Consider the following 13389-nt stretch of genomic DNA (forward strand, 5'->3'; position numbering starts at 1 on the left):
GGCGACGCCGCCGCCGCGCTGTCGCCGTCGGTGCGCCGCGCGGTGCTCGAGACCGGGGTCGATCCCTCGACCGTGCAGGGCACCGGCAAGGACGGCCGCCTGACCAAGGACGATGTCGTCGCCGCTGCTGCCGCCAAGCCCGCCGCTGCGCCCTCCGCGACGCCGGCGCCTGCCGCCGCGGCCCCCGCGGGCGGCCGCAAGGAAGAGCGCGTCCGCATGACGCGCCTGCGCCAGACCGTCGCCAAGCGCCTCAAGGAAGCGCAGAACACCGCCGCGATGCTGACGACGTTCAACGACGTCGACATGACCGAAGTCATCGCGGCGCGGACGAAGTACAAGGATCTGTTCGAGAAGAAGCACGGCGTCCGCCTCGGCTTCATGGGCTTCTTCGTGAAGGCCGCCGTCCAGGCGCTGCGCGACATCCCGTCGGTCAACGCCTCGATCGAGGGCGACGAGATCGTCTATCACGATTATGCCGACATCTCGGTCGCGGTCTCCGCGCCGCAGGGCCTCGTCGTCCCGGTGATCCGCGACGCGCAGGACCTGTCGGTCGCCGGCATCGAGAAGACGATCGGCGACTTCGGCAAGCGCGCCAAGGAAGGCACGCTCAAGATGGAAGAGATGAAGGGCGGCACCTTCACCATCTCGAACGGCGGCGTGTTCGGCTCGCTGATGTCGACTCCGATCATCAACCCGCCGCAGTCGGCCGTGCTCGGCCTGCACCGCATCGAGGACCGCCCGGTGGTCCGCGACGGCCAGGTCGTCGTCCGCCCGATGATGTATCTGGCGCTCAGCTACGATCACCGCCTGATCGACGGCCGCGAGGCCGTGACCTTCCTCGTCGCACTCAAGAACGCGATCGAGGATCCGACCCGGCTGCTGATCGACCTGTAATCCACTGTTCCCCGGCGAAGGCCGGGGTCCAGTCCGGCCGACATTTGTAACGACGCGAGACGCTCACCAAATCCCGTCTCGAAACTGGGCCCCGGCATCCGCCGGGGAACAAGGAAGAGAAGAAAATGGCTGAATACGACTTCGACGTTCTCGTGATCGGCTCCGGCCCCGGCGGCTATGTCGCCGCGATCCGCGCCGCGCAGCTCGGCTTGCGCACCGGCTGCGTCGAGAGCCGCGAGACGCTGGGCGGCACTTGCCTCAATGTCGGCTGCATCCCGTCCAAGGCGTTGCTCAACGCCTCCGAGCTGTTCCACGAGGCCGCTTCGGGCGCGCTCGCCAAGCACGGCGTCAAGCTGGGCAGCGTCGAGCTCGATCTGCCGGCGATGATGGCCGACAAGGACAAGGCCGTGAAGGGCCTGACCGGCGGCATCGAGTTCCTGTTCAAGAAGAACAAGGTCGAATGGGTGAAGGGCCTCGGCACCTTCATCGACGCGCACACCGTCGAGGTCGGCGAGCGGAAAGTCACCGCCAAGAATATCGTCATCGCCACCGGCTCGTCGGTCACGCCGCTCCCCGGCGTCACAATCGACCAGAAGGTCGTCGTCGACTCGACCGGCGCGATCGCGCTGGAGAAGGTTCCCGAGCACATGGTCGTGATCGGCGGCGGCGTGATCGGGCTCGAATTGGGCTCGGTGTGGCAGCGCCTCGGCGCCAGGGTCACCGTGGTCGAGTTCCTCGATCAGCTGCTCCCCGGCATGGACGGCGAAGTCCGCAAGGAAGCCGCCAAGATCTTCAAGAAGCAGGGCATGGAGATCAAGCTCTCGACCAAGGTCACCGGCGTCACCGTCAATGGCGGCAAGGCGACCGTGAAGGTGGAGCCCGCCGCGGGGGGTGCTGCCGAGACGATCGAGGCCGATGCCGTGCTCGTCTCGATCGGCCGCAAGCCCAACACCGACGGCCTCGGCCTCGACAAGATCGGGCTCGAAGTGAACAAGCGCGGCCAGGTCGAGACCGATCACGACTTCCGCACCAAGGTGGAAGGCGTCTGGGCGATCGGCGACGTCATCCCCGGCCCGATGCTCGCGCACAAGGCCGAGGATGAAGGCATCGCGGTCGCTGAGAACATCGCCGGCCTCACCGGCATCGTGAACCACGATGTCATCCCGTCAGTGGTCTACACCCATCCCGAGATCGCCGGCGTCGGCCTGACCGAAGAGCAGGCCAAGGAGCGCGGCGAGATCAAGGTCGGCAAGTTCCCGATGGCGGGCAACAGCCGCGCCAAGGCGATCGACGACACGGTCGGCTGGGTGAAGGTGATCGCCGACGCCAGGACCGATCGCGTGCTCGGCGCGTGGATCATCACTTCGGTGGCCGGGACGATGATCGCGCAGGTCGCGCAGGCGATGGAGTTCGGCGCGACGTCCGAGGATATCGCGTACACCTGCCACGCCCATCCCACGCACAGCGAGGCGATCAAGGAAGCCGCGATGGGCGTGCTCGGCAAGCCGATCCACATCTGATGATCCGGCTCGGCGCGGCGCTGCTGTTGCTCGCCGCGCCGTTGCCGGCGTCCGCGCAGGACGCCACGATCAGCGTTCCCGAAAACGACCCGGAGATGCGCGCCGCGATCGCGAAGGCGCGCGCCGGGCTGCCGGTATTCTTTGGCCACGTCACCGCCCCCGCGCCCGGCGAAGGCGGCTTCCTGATCAAGTTCGACCTGATCCCCGGCGCGGCTGCCGAGTTCGTCTGGGCCGAGATCGTCTCGCATCGCGGTGGCGCCAGCGTCGCCCGGCTCGTCAACGCGCCGCTTGCTCGCGGCTTCGTCAAAGGCCAGCAGGTCACCGTCCAGGATGGCGAGGTGATCGACTGGGCCTGGTGGCGCGAGGGCGTGATGCAGGGCGGCGCGACGATGCGTGTGCTGATCGCGCGGATGCCGCCCGCGGAGGCGCAGGCGATGCGCGCGCGGTTCGGCTGGTAGCAGCCACCATTCGTCCCCTTTGCCGAGTCCTTTCACCACCGCGTCCCGTTGAATCTCCAGCAGAATCAGGAGATTCATCATGTCCCGTGACACCCATCGCGTGATGCCCCATCCCGATGGCTGGCAGGTCAAACGCGACAACGGCGAACGCGCCAGCCATGTGACGACCACCAAGGTCGAGGCCGAAGGCTATGCCCGGCCAATCAGCCAGCATCAGCATACCGAGCTGACCATCCACGGCCTCGACGGCCGCATGCAGCGTTCGGACAGCCACCCCAAACGCTAGCCACGACTTGCGGTCGCTCTCTTGGTGTTATATCGATATAACACACAACGGGAGGGACCTCATGCACCGCTTCGCCATCAGCCTGCTCGCGCTCACCGTCTGCGCCGCCCCGGCGCTGGCGCAGGACGCGAACCGGATGCAGCAGGTCATCGCGCTCGACGCCGACAAGGGCGAGTTCATGGGGGCGGTGCTGGTCGCGCGCGACGGCCAGCTGCTGCTCGATCGCGGCTATGGCTCGGCCAATCTCGAGTGGAAGATTCCCAACGACGGCGACACCAAATTCCGCCTAGGATCGGTGAGCAAGCAGTTCACCGCAGCCGCGATCCTGCTGCTTCAGGAGCGCGGCAAGCTCAGCCTCGACGCGCCGCTGAAGACCTATCTCGCCGATGCGCCCGCGGCGTGGGAAAAGGTCACCGTCCGCCACTTGCTCAGCCACACCGGCGGCATTCCCAACTTCACTGGCTTTCCTGATTACGAGAAGACCAAGGGTCTCCCGGCCACGCTCGACAGCCTGATCGCCCGCTTCCGCGACAAGCCGCTCGACTTTCAGCCCGGCGAGAAGTTCGCCTATTCGAACTCGGGCTATATCCTGCTCACCGCGATCGTCGAAAAGGCGAGCGTCCAGCCCTATGCCGCGTTCGTCGCCGACAATATCTTCAAGCCGCTCGGCATGGGCGACAGCGGCTATGACAGCCACGCCGCCGTGCTGTCCCATCGCGCTTCGGGCTACACGCCGTCGCCGCACGGCGTGGTCAACACCGACTATATCGACATGACCATCCCGCAAGGCGCGGGCGCGCTCTATTCGACCACTCACGATCTGCTGAAATGGAATCGGGGGCTATTCGGCGGGAAGCTGCTCAAGCCCGACTCATTGAAGGCGATGACCACCCCGGTGAAGGACAATTACGCGCTCGGCCTGTTCGTCGCCAATGCCGATGGCGCGACGGTGATCAATCACGGCGGCGGGATCGAGGGCTTCAATACCTGGCTCGGCTATGATCCCGATCGCAAGCTCACCGTCGTGGTGCTCGGCAACCTCAACGGCGGCGCGCCCAATCGGATCGGCAAGTCGCTGATGACTCTCGCGCGTGGCGGCCCGGTCGTGCTCCCCGGCGAGCGACAAGCCGTCGCGGTGCCGCCTGAGAAGCTCCGCGAATATGAAGGCGTCTACGAGCTCGCGCCGACCTTCGCGATCACGATGCGGGTCGAGGGCGACAAGCTGATGACGCAGGCGACCGGGCAGGACGCGTTCGAGCTGTTCGCCGAGAAACCCGACCGCTTCTTCCTCAAGGTCGTCGACGCGCAAGTCGACTTCACGCGCGATGCCGCAGGCAAGGTGACCGGGCTCGTCCTCCATCAGAACGGGCACGACGCGCCGGCGAAACGCAAGTGACCGCCTGGGCGCCCTAAGCCGGGCTGGGCTGGGCCGCGCCGGTCAGTCGGGCCAAGGCGATCGTCAGCAAGGCCGCGATCAGCGCCGCGAGCCACAGGGCGTCCCAGCCCCAGCGCAGCTGGCTCGCCGCGCCCGAGACCGCGCCGGCGAGGAAGCCCAGCCATAGCGCCAGATAGGGCACCCACACCCAGCGATCGCGATCGCCCATCAGCGCGCCGGCGAGCTTCTGCCCGATCTTGACCAGCGATCCGGTCATATAGGTCAGCCCGATCGTCACTTCGCCGTCGCGGTTGAACACGCCGTTCTCGGCGCCCATCGCCATGGCGAGCAGGACGAGCACCCAAGGTCCCGGCGCCACCGTCGCGACGATCGCGGCGAGCAGCAGCATCGCGCTCACCACCGCCATCACCGCGGGCTTGTGGCGGTGCCCCGCCGCACGGACGAGCACGCTCGACACGATCACCCCGGCGACGAAGCTCAGGATCAGCCCGCCCGCAGTCAGCGCGTCGCCGCCCAGCCCTTGGCCGAGCCCGACGCCGAGCCGGGTCGAGTTGCCGCTCATGAACGAGGCGAAGAAGCCGCCGAGGCTGGTGAAAGCGAGCGCGTCGACGAAGCCGGCGAGCGCCGCGAGGCAGACGGCGACGGCGACGAGCGGCGATTCCGTACGGTGCATGCGCCTCCTAATGCCGTACCGCGCTGCGCGCCGCCAGCCCGTGTTTGACGCGCCCGCGCCGACGGGGGAGAAGGCCGGCATGCAAGCTCAGGTCGCCGAGCATATCGGCCCCATCCTTCCCTGGCTCGACATGTGCGGGATCGCCGTGTTCGCCGCCACCGGCGCGCTCTCGGCGACGCGGCGCGGGCAGACCTTCGTCACCGCCGCCTTCTTCGCGCTGATCACCGGGGTCGGCGGCGGCACGATCCGCGACCTGCTGATCGGCGCGCCGGTCTTCTGGGTGCACGACGCTACCGTCGCGGTGCTGATCCTCGCGGTGGCGGTCGCGGTATGGCTCACGCCGCAGCGCTGGTGGAGCGATCGCACCTTCGACTGGCTCGATGCCTTCGGGCTCGCCGCCTATGCCGCGTTCGGCGCCGCCAAGGCGATGGGCTGGGGCATCCCGCCGGTCCCTGCCGCGCTGATGGGGATCATGACCGCGTGCGTCGGCGGGATCATCCGCGACGTGCTGGTCGGCGAGCCGTCGATCCTGATGCGCCCCGAGCTCTACGTCACCGCCGCCGCGCTGGCATCGGCGGTCTATGTCGCGCTGAGCCTAGCGGGCCTCACCCCGCTGGCGGCAGGCCTGATCGCCGCCGCCGCGGGCTTTGCGCTGCGCGCCGCTGCCATCGTCTGGAAGCTGGGGCTTCCCGCATATCGGGGGAGCCGCTGATGCTGGTGCTCGCCATGATGCTCGATCTCGCGCCGCTCGATCGGCTCGTCGGCCATTGCTGGCGCGGCGAGCTCAAGCCCGGCGAGTTCGACACGCATTGCTTCGACCGCAACGGCACCGGCGTGCGCGACCATCACGAAGTCGTGGTCGCCGGGCGCACGGTCTATTGGGGCGAATCCGATTTCAGCTGGGACGCGACGGCCGGCCGCATCGCCTTCGCCTATCGCAACGCCGGCGGACCGGTGACGAGCGGCCTCGCCACGGTCAGCCCCGAGGGCATCGATTTCGGCCATGTCCAATGGCGCTGGGACGGCGATACCGCCTATGTGATGCTCCGCGAAGGCGCGCGCGTTCGCTTCGTCCGGACCGATTAGGCCCGCACCACACCCACGTCGCTGAACTTCTTCGGCTCGACCGGGGGCACCACAGGATCGTTGAGCTGGCATTGCCAGATGCCGACGTCGATCCACTGCCCGTGCTTGAAACCGACCTCGCGATAGACTCCGGCGCGGCGGAAGCCGACCGCTTCGTGCAGCCGGATCGAGCGGTCATTGGGCAGCGCGATCGCGCCGATCGCATGGACGAAGCCCTGCGCGCGGAGCGTGTCGATCATTGCCTCGTAGAGCAATCGCCCCACCCCCGAGCCGCTCGACGCGTCGGTCAGATAAATCGAGGTCTCGCAGACATAGCGATAGGCCGGCCGGTCGCGGAACTTGGTGGCATAGGCATAGCCGATCACCCCGCCCTCGGCCTCGCCGTTGGTCGCGACCAGCCAAGGATAGAGGCCGTCGCTGGCCGCCATGCGCGTCCGCATCGCCCGCGCGTCGGGCGGGTCGATCTCGAACGAGACGGTGCCGGTCAACACGTGCGGCGCGTAGATCGCGGCGATCGATGCGGCATCAGCGGGCCCCGCCGCGCGGATCGCGATCACAGGCCGATCCTCGTGAGCAACAGGTCGAGCAGCTTGCGATCCTCCGTTCGTGGGTTGGGCGGCGCCAACGCGGCGCATTCGAGGCAACGCGCCTGCACCGAGCCGCCCAGCGCCAGTCGCCGCGCGTCGCCCAGTGCCTGGCCGAGCAGCGCGCGCCGCTCGGCGGCGATGCGGCCGTACAGATCGGCCCCGGCAGGCTGATCGGCCCAATCGTCGTCATCGCTGTCGCCGCCCGCCAGCGAGGCGAGGAACTGCATCCAGCCGCTCGGCTGCTTTTCGAGATAGACCGCGTGCACCTTGCCCGGATCGAGCTTGGCGCGCTGCGCCGCGTCGGCGATCGCCGCGTCGATCCCGCCGAACCGATCGACCAGCCGCAGCTGGTGCGCGGTCCCGCCGATCCACACCCGGCCCTGGCCGATCTCGTCGACGCGCTGCGGCGTCAGTTTGCGCGATTGGGCGACCAGCCCGATGAAGCGCGCATAGCCGGCCTCGATCGCGGACTGCAGGATCCGATCGGTCACCGGATTGATCCCGCCCATCACGTCGGGCTGGCCCGAAAGCGGCGTGGTCCGCACGCCGTCGGTGGTCACGCCGATCTTGGCGAGGCTGTTCTCGAACGACGGCAGCACGCCGAAGATGCCGATCGAGCCGGTGATCGTCGAAGGCTCGGCGAAGATCGCATCGCCCGCGGTCGACACCCAATAGCCGCCGCTCGCCGCGAGGCTGCCCATCGACACCACCACCGGCAGGCCCTGCGCCTTGGCGTGGAGCACCGCCTGACGGATCTGCTCGGACGCCATCGCCGAACCGCCGGGTGAATCGACGCGCACCACCAGTGCCTTGAGATTCTTATCGGCCAGCCCCTTGAGCAGCAGATTGCTCACCGTCTCGCCGCCGGCATGGCCCGGCCCCGCCCGGCCGTCGACGATCTCGCCGGCGACGGTGATCACCCCGATCGCGTCGCCGCCGGTCGGCGCCGGATTGGCGGCGATCCAGTCGCCGAGCTTGATCGCCTTGAAGCTGCCCGCGGGCTTGCCGCCCGGCGCGCCGACGATCTCGGCGACGCGCTTGCCGAACGCCAGCCGATCGCCGAGCTTGTCGACGAGGCCATAGGAGAGATTCGCCGCGGCGATGTCACCGTGCGCGCCGGTCACCACCGCGTCGGGCTGCGCAAGATAATCGGCGATCCGCGCCTTGGGCCGCGCCTTGGTCACCGCTTCGCGCCACTGCGCGAAGAGCGCGCCGTACAACGCATCGTTCGCCTCGCGCGCCTCGGGCGACATGTCGCTGCGGATATAGGGCTCGACCGCCGATTTGAACTTGCCGACCTTGTAGACGTGCGCATTGACGCCGAGCTTGTCCATCAGCCCCTTGTAATAGAGCTGCGTGCTGCCCGGCCCGGCGAACAGCGTGCCGCCCAGCGGATTGACCCAGACCTCGCTGGCATTGGCGGCGAGCGCATAGCCGTCATCGGTATAGCCGGTGGCATAGGCGAGCACCGGCTTGCCGCTCGCGCGGATCTTGCCGATCGCCTGCGCCACCTCGTCGATCGCCGCGGGATAGCCGCCCATGAACCGGTCGAGATCGAGCACCACCGCCTTGACCCGTCCGTCGGTCCGCGCGGTGTCCAGCGCGCGCAGCACGTCGCGCAGGCGATTCTGCCGGGTCACCTCGCCGCCGCCGAGCTGCGCGAAGGGATCGACCTGCTCGGGCTGCTCGACCAGCGTCCCGTCGAGCGCGACGACCAGTGCGCCATCGGTGACCGCGGCCTTGTTCGGCTTGTACGAAAGCACCGCGAACAATGCCCCGAAGAACAGCAGCAGCAGGACGAGGACGAGGAGGTCCTTGATCCCGACAAGAATCTTCCAGGCGCCCCGAACCAGCTTCACGTGTGCCGCTCCATCAATTGCGCGCCCCTGCTACCGGATGGCGGGAGGCGAGTAAACGGCCCGTGTATTATTAAACCAATACAGGCCCGGTCTCAGCGCACCACCAGCCGCGTATAAAGGTGCCAGGTCGCATAGCCGAGCACCGGGAGCACCACGGCCAGACCGACGAAGAACGGGATCGATCCGATGACGAGCAGCGCCGCGACGGTGACGCCCCAACGCAGCATCGCGCCCTTGTTGGCGGCGACCGCCAAGCGCGAAGTATGGATCGCCGTGCGCGCGTCCACGTCCTTGTCGACCAACATCGGCATCGCCACCACGCTGACGGTCAGCACCGCCGCCGAGAAGGCGAGGCCGGCGAGATTGCCGAGCACGATCAGCGTCCAGCCTTCGGGGGTGGTGAATAGGCGGGTCAGGAAGCCCGTCGCGCTGTCGGGCGCCGCGGGGCCCATCAAAGCCATGTAGAGCCCCGCCGCGGTCGCCAGCCAGGCGAGGAACAGCAGCAGCAACAGCCCCGCCACCGCGAGGAACGCATCGAACGACGGCCGCCGCGCGACGTCGAGGAAATGCGACCAGTCCGATTCGAGCCCTGCCTCACGGCGCCGCGCCAGTTCGTAAAAGCCCGCCGCGGCCGCCGGGCCCATCAGCCCGATGCCCGCGGCGATCGGGAAGAACAGCGGGATCAGCGAATCCTGCAGCGCGACCGCCGCCGCCGCGAAACCGACCAGCGGATAGATGAAGCCGATGAACAGCAGGTCGCCGCGATGCTCGAGGAAATCAGCCCAGCCCTGGCGCAGCGCCGCGCCGAGATCGGCATTGCTCACGGTACGGACCTCGAACGCCTCGGCGGGGCGCTCGGCAGCGTCGATACGAGCGACAGTCATGACGCGCTCCTTCGATGTCCCCGGCGAAGGATTTGTACGCCTGTTCCGGCGCCACGGCAACGCGCTCCGGGTTCCCACGGTTTCGCCGACGCAACCAATTCGCCGCCGAAACGCTGACGTCGCCGTAAGCCTGTGATAGCCATGCCGAAAACCGGGGAGACCAATGCAATGCCCTTGCCGAAGCCGGACGATGCGAAGCTGGGTATCAAGGGGCTGGACGATGTGCTGGGCGGCGGCCTCGAGCGGAGCCGCACCTTTCTGGTCGAAGGCAGCCCGGGCACCGGCAAGACGACGATCGCGCTCCAGTTCCTCGTCACGGGCGCGGCGGCGGGCGAGCGCTGCCTTTATGTCACCTTGTCCGAGACCGAAGACGAATTGCGCGCTTCCGCCGCGGCCCATGATCTGTCGCTCGCGGGTATCGAAGTCTTCGAGCTCACGCCGCCCGAAAATCTCCTCGACGACAACCAGCAGCAGAGCCTGCTCTATTCGTCGGACCTCGAGCTCGGCGAGACCACGCGGCGCGTGTTCGAGGCGTTCGAACGGCTCAAGCCGCAGCGCGTCGTGCTCGACAGCCTGTCCGAGATCCGATTGCTCGCGCAGAGCTCGCTGCGCTACCGCCGGCAGATCCTCGCGCTCAAACATTATTTCGCGCGCAGCGGCGCGACGGTGCTGATGCTCGACGATCTCACTACCGACACCAACGACAAGACCGTCCATTCGGTCGCGCATGGGGTGGTGCGGCTCAACGAACTGGCGCCCGAATATGGCGCCGAGCGCCGCCGGTTGCGCGTGATCAAATATCGCGGCCGACGGTTCCGCGGCGGCTATCACGACTTTGCGATCGAAACCGGCGGCGTCCGCGTGTTCCCGCGCCTCGTCTCCGCCGAGCACAAGTCCGATTTCGATCGCGACATGCTGTCGACCGACTCGCCCGAGCTCAATGCGCTGCTCGGCGGCGGCATCGATCGTGGGTCGAGCGTGCTCGTCCTCGGCCCGGCGGGCACGGGCAAGTCGCTGCTCGCGCTGACTTTCATCAAGACTGCGGTCGAGCGCGGCGAGCGCGCGGCGATGTTCGTGTTCGACGAGGAACGCGAGCTGCTGATCCAGCGCGCCAAGGGTCTCGGCATCGATCTGCAGAAGATGATCGACGCCGACAGACTGGTGCTCGATCAGGTCGACGCTGCCGAGCTGACCCCCGGCGAATTCTCCGAACGTGTCCGAATCTGCGTCGAGACGCATGGCGCACGCACCGTGACGATCGACAGCCTCAACGGCTATCAGGCGTCGATGCCCGGCGAGCATGCGCTCGTCCTCCACATGCACGAGCTGCTGCAATATCTGAATCGCCAGGGCGCGACGACCTTCCTCACCGTCGCGCAGCACGGCCTGGTCGGCGACATGAAGTCGCCCGTCGATCTGACCTACCTCGCGGATACCGTGGTGCTGCTGCGCTATTTCGAAGCGGTCGGGGAAGTGCGCCGCGCGGTCTCGGTGGTGAAGAAGCGCACCGGCGCGCACGAGCATTCGATTCGCGAGTATCAGATCGGCGGACGCGGCTTCACGCTCGGCAAGCCGCTGGATAATTTCCAGGGCGTATTGCGCGGCGTCCCGACCATCATCGGCGATGCGAAGCTGCTGAAACGCGAGGACGCGTGAAGCGTACGACGGTTTCCGAACGGGCGCTGGTGCTGGCACCGCGCGGTCGGGACTCGACCATCGCGGCGACCATGCTCGCCGAAGCCGGGATCGAGGCGACCGGTTGCGCCTCGCTGGCCGCGCTGATCGAGGAACTCGATCGCGGCGCCGCCTTCATCGTCGTTACCGAGGAAGCGATCGCCACCGCCGATCTCCACCCGCTATCGGCGTGGATCGACGATCAGGAGGAATGGTCCGATCTGCCGTTCATCCTGCTGACCACGCGCGGCGGCGGGCTCGAGCGCAATCCGGCGGCGGCGCGCCATCTCGACGTGCTCGGCAACGTCACCTTTCTCGAACGGCCTTTCCACCCGACGACGCTGGTCAGCCTCGCCCGCTCGGCGGTCCGAGCCCGTCGCCGCCAATATGAGGCGCGCGCGCGGCTGATCGCGCTGCGCGAGAGCGAGACGCGCTTCCGCACGCTCTTCGACACGATGGACGAGGGGTTCTGCGTCATCGAGTTCCTCGACGGACCCGAGGGGCCGATGAGCGACTATGTCCATGTCCAGGCCAATCCCGCCTATGAGCGCCACGCCGGCATCCCGAACGTGGTCGGGCAGCGCGTCCGCGAGATGGTGCCCGACGAGGCCGAGGAGTGGGTCGCGCTCTATCGCGAAGTGCTGGTCACCGGCAGGCCGATGCGCTTCCAGCGCGAGCTGGTCGCCACCGGCCGCCATCTCGAGCTGGCGGCGTTCCGGGTCGAACCGCTGGCGCGGCGCGAGGTCGCGGTGATCTTCCAGGACGTGACCGAGCGCACCCGCGCGGAACGCGCGCTGCGCGATCTCAATGAGACGCTCGAGCGCCGCGTCGACGATGCGATCAAGGAGCGCGAGTCCGCGCTCGCCCAGCTCCACGAAGCGCAGAAGCTCGAGACGCTCGGCCAGCTCACCGGTGGCATCGCGCACGATTTCAACAACCTGCTCACCCCGATCACCGGCGCGCTCGATCTCATGGCGCGCCGCTATGGCGACGATGCCCGCTCGGCGCGGTTGATCGATGGCGCGCTCCAATCGGCCGAGCGGGCCAAGACGCTGGTCCAGCGCCTGCTCGGCTTCGCGCGGCGGCAGGCGCTGGAGACCCGCGCCGTCGACGTCGCCGATCTCGTCGAGGGGATGCGCGATCTCATCGTCAGCTCGATCGGACCCGCGATCGAGCTGCGGATCACCGCCGCGGAGGCATTGCCCGCGGCCTCGGTCGATCCCAACCAGCTCGAGCTCGCGATCCTCAATCTGTGCGTCAATGCGCGCGACGCGATGCCCGCCGGCGGCGCGCTGACGCTGGCGATGGAATATGCCGAGCCGGGAACCGCGGGCGCGCCGCCCTCGCCCGCCGCCGGCTATCTGCGCGTGTCGGTGCTCGATACGGGTACCGGCATGGACGAGGAGACGCTCAGCCGCGCCGTCGAGCCCTTCTATTCCACCAAGGAGCTCGGCAAGGGCACCGGGCTCGGCCTGTCGATGGTCCACGGCCTCGCGGCCCAGCTTGGTGGCGAGTTCCGTCTGTCGAGCGAGGTCGGCAAGGGCACGCGTGCCGATCTCTATCTTCCGGTGGCTTCCTCGGCAGCCAGCGGCGTCTCGTGGCGCGCCGAGCATGCCCAGCGCGCGATCGACCGCACGTTCTCGATCCTGCTGGTCGACGACGAGGAGCTGGTGCGGCTCGGCACCGCCGAGATGCTCCGCGAGATGGGGCACAGCGTCACCCAGGCCGCCGGCGGCGGCGAGGCATTGGCGCGGCTTGCCGAGGGGCTCGCCGTCGATGCGATCGTCACCGATTACATGATGCCGCGGATGGACGGCGCCGAGTTCGCCGCGCGCGTGCACGCGCGCTATCCCGAGCTGCCGGTGCTCGTCGTCACCGGCTATGCCGGCGGCGATCTCGACATCGGCGTCCCGCAGCTCGCCAAGCCCTTCCGCCAGGCCGATCTGGCGGCGGCGCTGGTGCGGCTGACCAGCCATGAGGCTGCGCCGCTCGCGGTCGCGCAGGGCGCCGGATAAGCAAATCGATTACAGCCGCCGCGCTCGGCACGGGGTAACAGGCGACACCAGCGCCAG

General features: G+C 68.2%; 13 protein-coding genes. 9 read left to right on the forward strand and 4 right to left on the reverse strand.

Features of this window, described 5'->3' with window-relative positions; genetic code table 11:
* The 5 genes from odhB to E5A74_RS19165 form a co-directional block, all read left to right on the forward strand.
* Positions 1-894, forward strand: an 894-nt coding sequence (odhB, locus tag E5A74_RS19145) for a 2-oxoglutarate dehydrogenase complex dihydrolipoyllysine-residue succinyltransferase (RefSeq protein WP_135987231.1), incomplete at its 5' end; no start/stop codon positions are given.
* A 125-nt stretch (positions 895-1019) separates the two neighbouring features.
* Entirely contained in the window at positions 1020-2414 is a 1395-nt protein-coding gene (gene lpdA / locus E5A74_RS19150; RefSeq protein ID WP_135987232.1) for a dihydrolipoyl dehydrogenase, read from the forward strand.
* Positions 2414-2872 carry a DUF2314 domain-containing protein gene (locus E5A74_RS19155; protein WP_135987233.1) on the forward strand — a complete coding sequence of 153 codons (459 nt, stop codon included), beginning with the start codon at positions 2414-2416 and terminating at the stop codon, positions 2870-2872. The genes lpdA and E5A74_RS19155 overlap by 1 nt, the downstream gene beginning before the upstream one ends.
* 79 nt (positions 2873-2951) lie before the next feature.
* Complete coding sequence (locus E5A74_RS19160) at positions 2952-3158, forward strand: DUF2188 domain-containing protein (RefSeq protein WP_135987234.1); 207 nt, start codon at positions 2952-2954, stop codon at positions 3156-3158.
* Between the two features lie 61 nt (positions 3159-3219).
* Entirely contained in the window at positions 3220-4554 is a 1335-nt protein-coding gene (locus tag E5A74_RS19165; RefSeq protein ID WP_135987235.1) for a serine hydrolase, read from the forward strand.
* A 13-nt stretch (positions 4555-4567) separates the two neighbouring features.
* Here E5A74_RS19165 and E5A74_RS19170 read toward each other — a convergent pair whose 3' ends face one another.
* Positions 4568-5227 (reverse strand): YoaK family protein, encoded by a 660-nt coding sequence (locus E5A74_RS19170; protein ID WP_135987236.1) that lies wholly within the window; start codon positions 5225-5227, stop codon positions 4568-4570.
* A 79-nt stretch (positions 5228-5306) separates the two neighbouring features.
* Here E5A74_RS19170 and E5A74_RS19175 point away from each other — a divergent pair, with 79 nt between their 5' ends.
* Together E5A74_RS19175 and E5A74_RS19180 are read left to right on the forward strand one after the other, a co-directional pair.
* Positions 5307-5939 (forward strand): trimeric intracellular cation channel family protein, encoded by a 633-nt coding sequence (locus tag E5A74_RS19175; RefSeq protein ID WP_135987237.1) that lies wholly within the window; start codon positions 5307-5309, stop codon positions 5937-5939.
* On the forward strand, positions 5939-6313 hold the full coding sequence (locus tag E5A74_RS19180) for a hypothetical protein (protein WP_135987238.1): 375 nt from the start codon (positions 5939-5941) through the stop codon (positions 6311-6313). The genes E5A74_RS19175 and E5A74_RS19180 overlap by 1 nt, the downstream gene beginning before the upstream one ends.
* Here E5A74_RS19180 and E5A74_RS19185 read toward each other — a convergent pair.
* The 3 genes from E5A74_RS19185 to E5A74_RS19195 form a co-directional block, all read right to left on the reverse strand.
* Entirely contained in the window at positions 6310-6870 is a 561-nt protein-coding gene (locus E5A74_RS19185) for a GNAT family N-acetyltransferase (RefSeq protein ID WP_135987239.1), read from the reverse strand. The genes E5A74_RS19180 and E5A74_RS19185 overlap by 4 nt on opposite strands.
* Positions 6867-8759 carry a signal peptide peptidase SppA gene (gene sppA, locus E5A74_RS19190; protein ID WP_135987240.1) on the reverse strand — a complete coding sequence of 631 codons (1893 nt, stop codon included), beginning with the start codon at positions 8757-8759 and terminating at the stop codon, positions 6867-6869. The genes E5A74_RS19185 and sppA overlap by 4 nt, the downstream gene beginning before the upstream one ends.
* 92 nt (positions 8760-8851) lie before the next feature.
* Positions 8852-9643, reverse strand: a complete 792-nt coding sequence (locus E5A74_RS19195) for a DUF2189 domain-containing protein (protein ID WP_135987241.1) — start codon at positions 9641-9643, stop codon at positions 8852-8854.
* Between the two features lie 168 nt (positions 9644-9811).
* Between E5A74_RS19195 and E5A74_RS19200 the strand changes: the two genes are divergently transcribed.
* Both E5A74_RS19200 and E5A74_RS19205 read left to right on the forward strand, forming a co-directional pair.
* The gene (locus tag E5A74_RS19200; RefSeq protein WP_206365923.1) at positions 9812-11299 is read left to right on the forward strand and encodes an ATPase domain-containing protein; all 1488 of its coding nucleotides are present in this window, start codon (positions 9812-9814) and stop codon (positions 11297-11299) included.
* Complete coding sequence (locus E5A74_RS19205; protein WP_240699887.1) at positions 11296-13332, forward strand: hybrid sensor histidine kinase/response regulator; 2037 nt, start codon at positions 11296-11298, stop codon at positions 13330-13332. Before E5A74_RS19200 ends, E5A74_RS19205 begins: the two co-directional genes overlap by 4 nt.
* The last annotated feature ends 57 nt before the right edge of the window (positions 13333-13389 follow it).

Origin of the sequence: Sphingomonas naasensis (assembly GCF_004792695.1) — a bacterium.
GTDB lineage: Bacteria > Pseudomonadota > Alphaproteobacteria > Sphingomonadales > Sphingomonadaceae > Sphingomonas > Sphingomonas naasensis.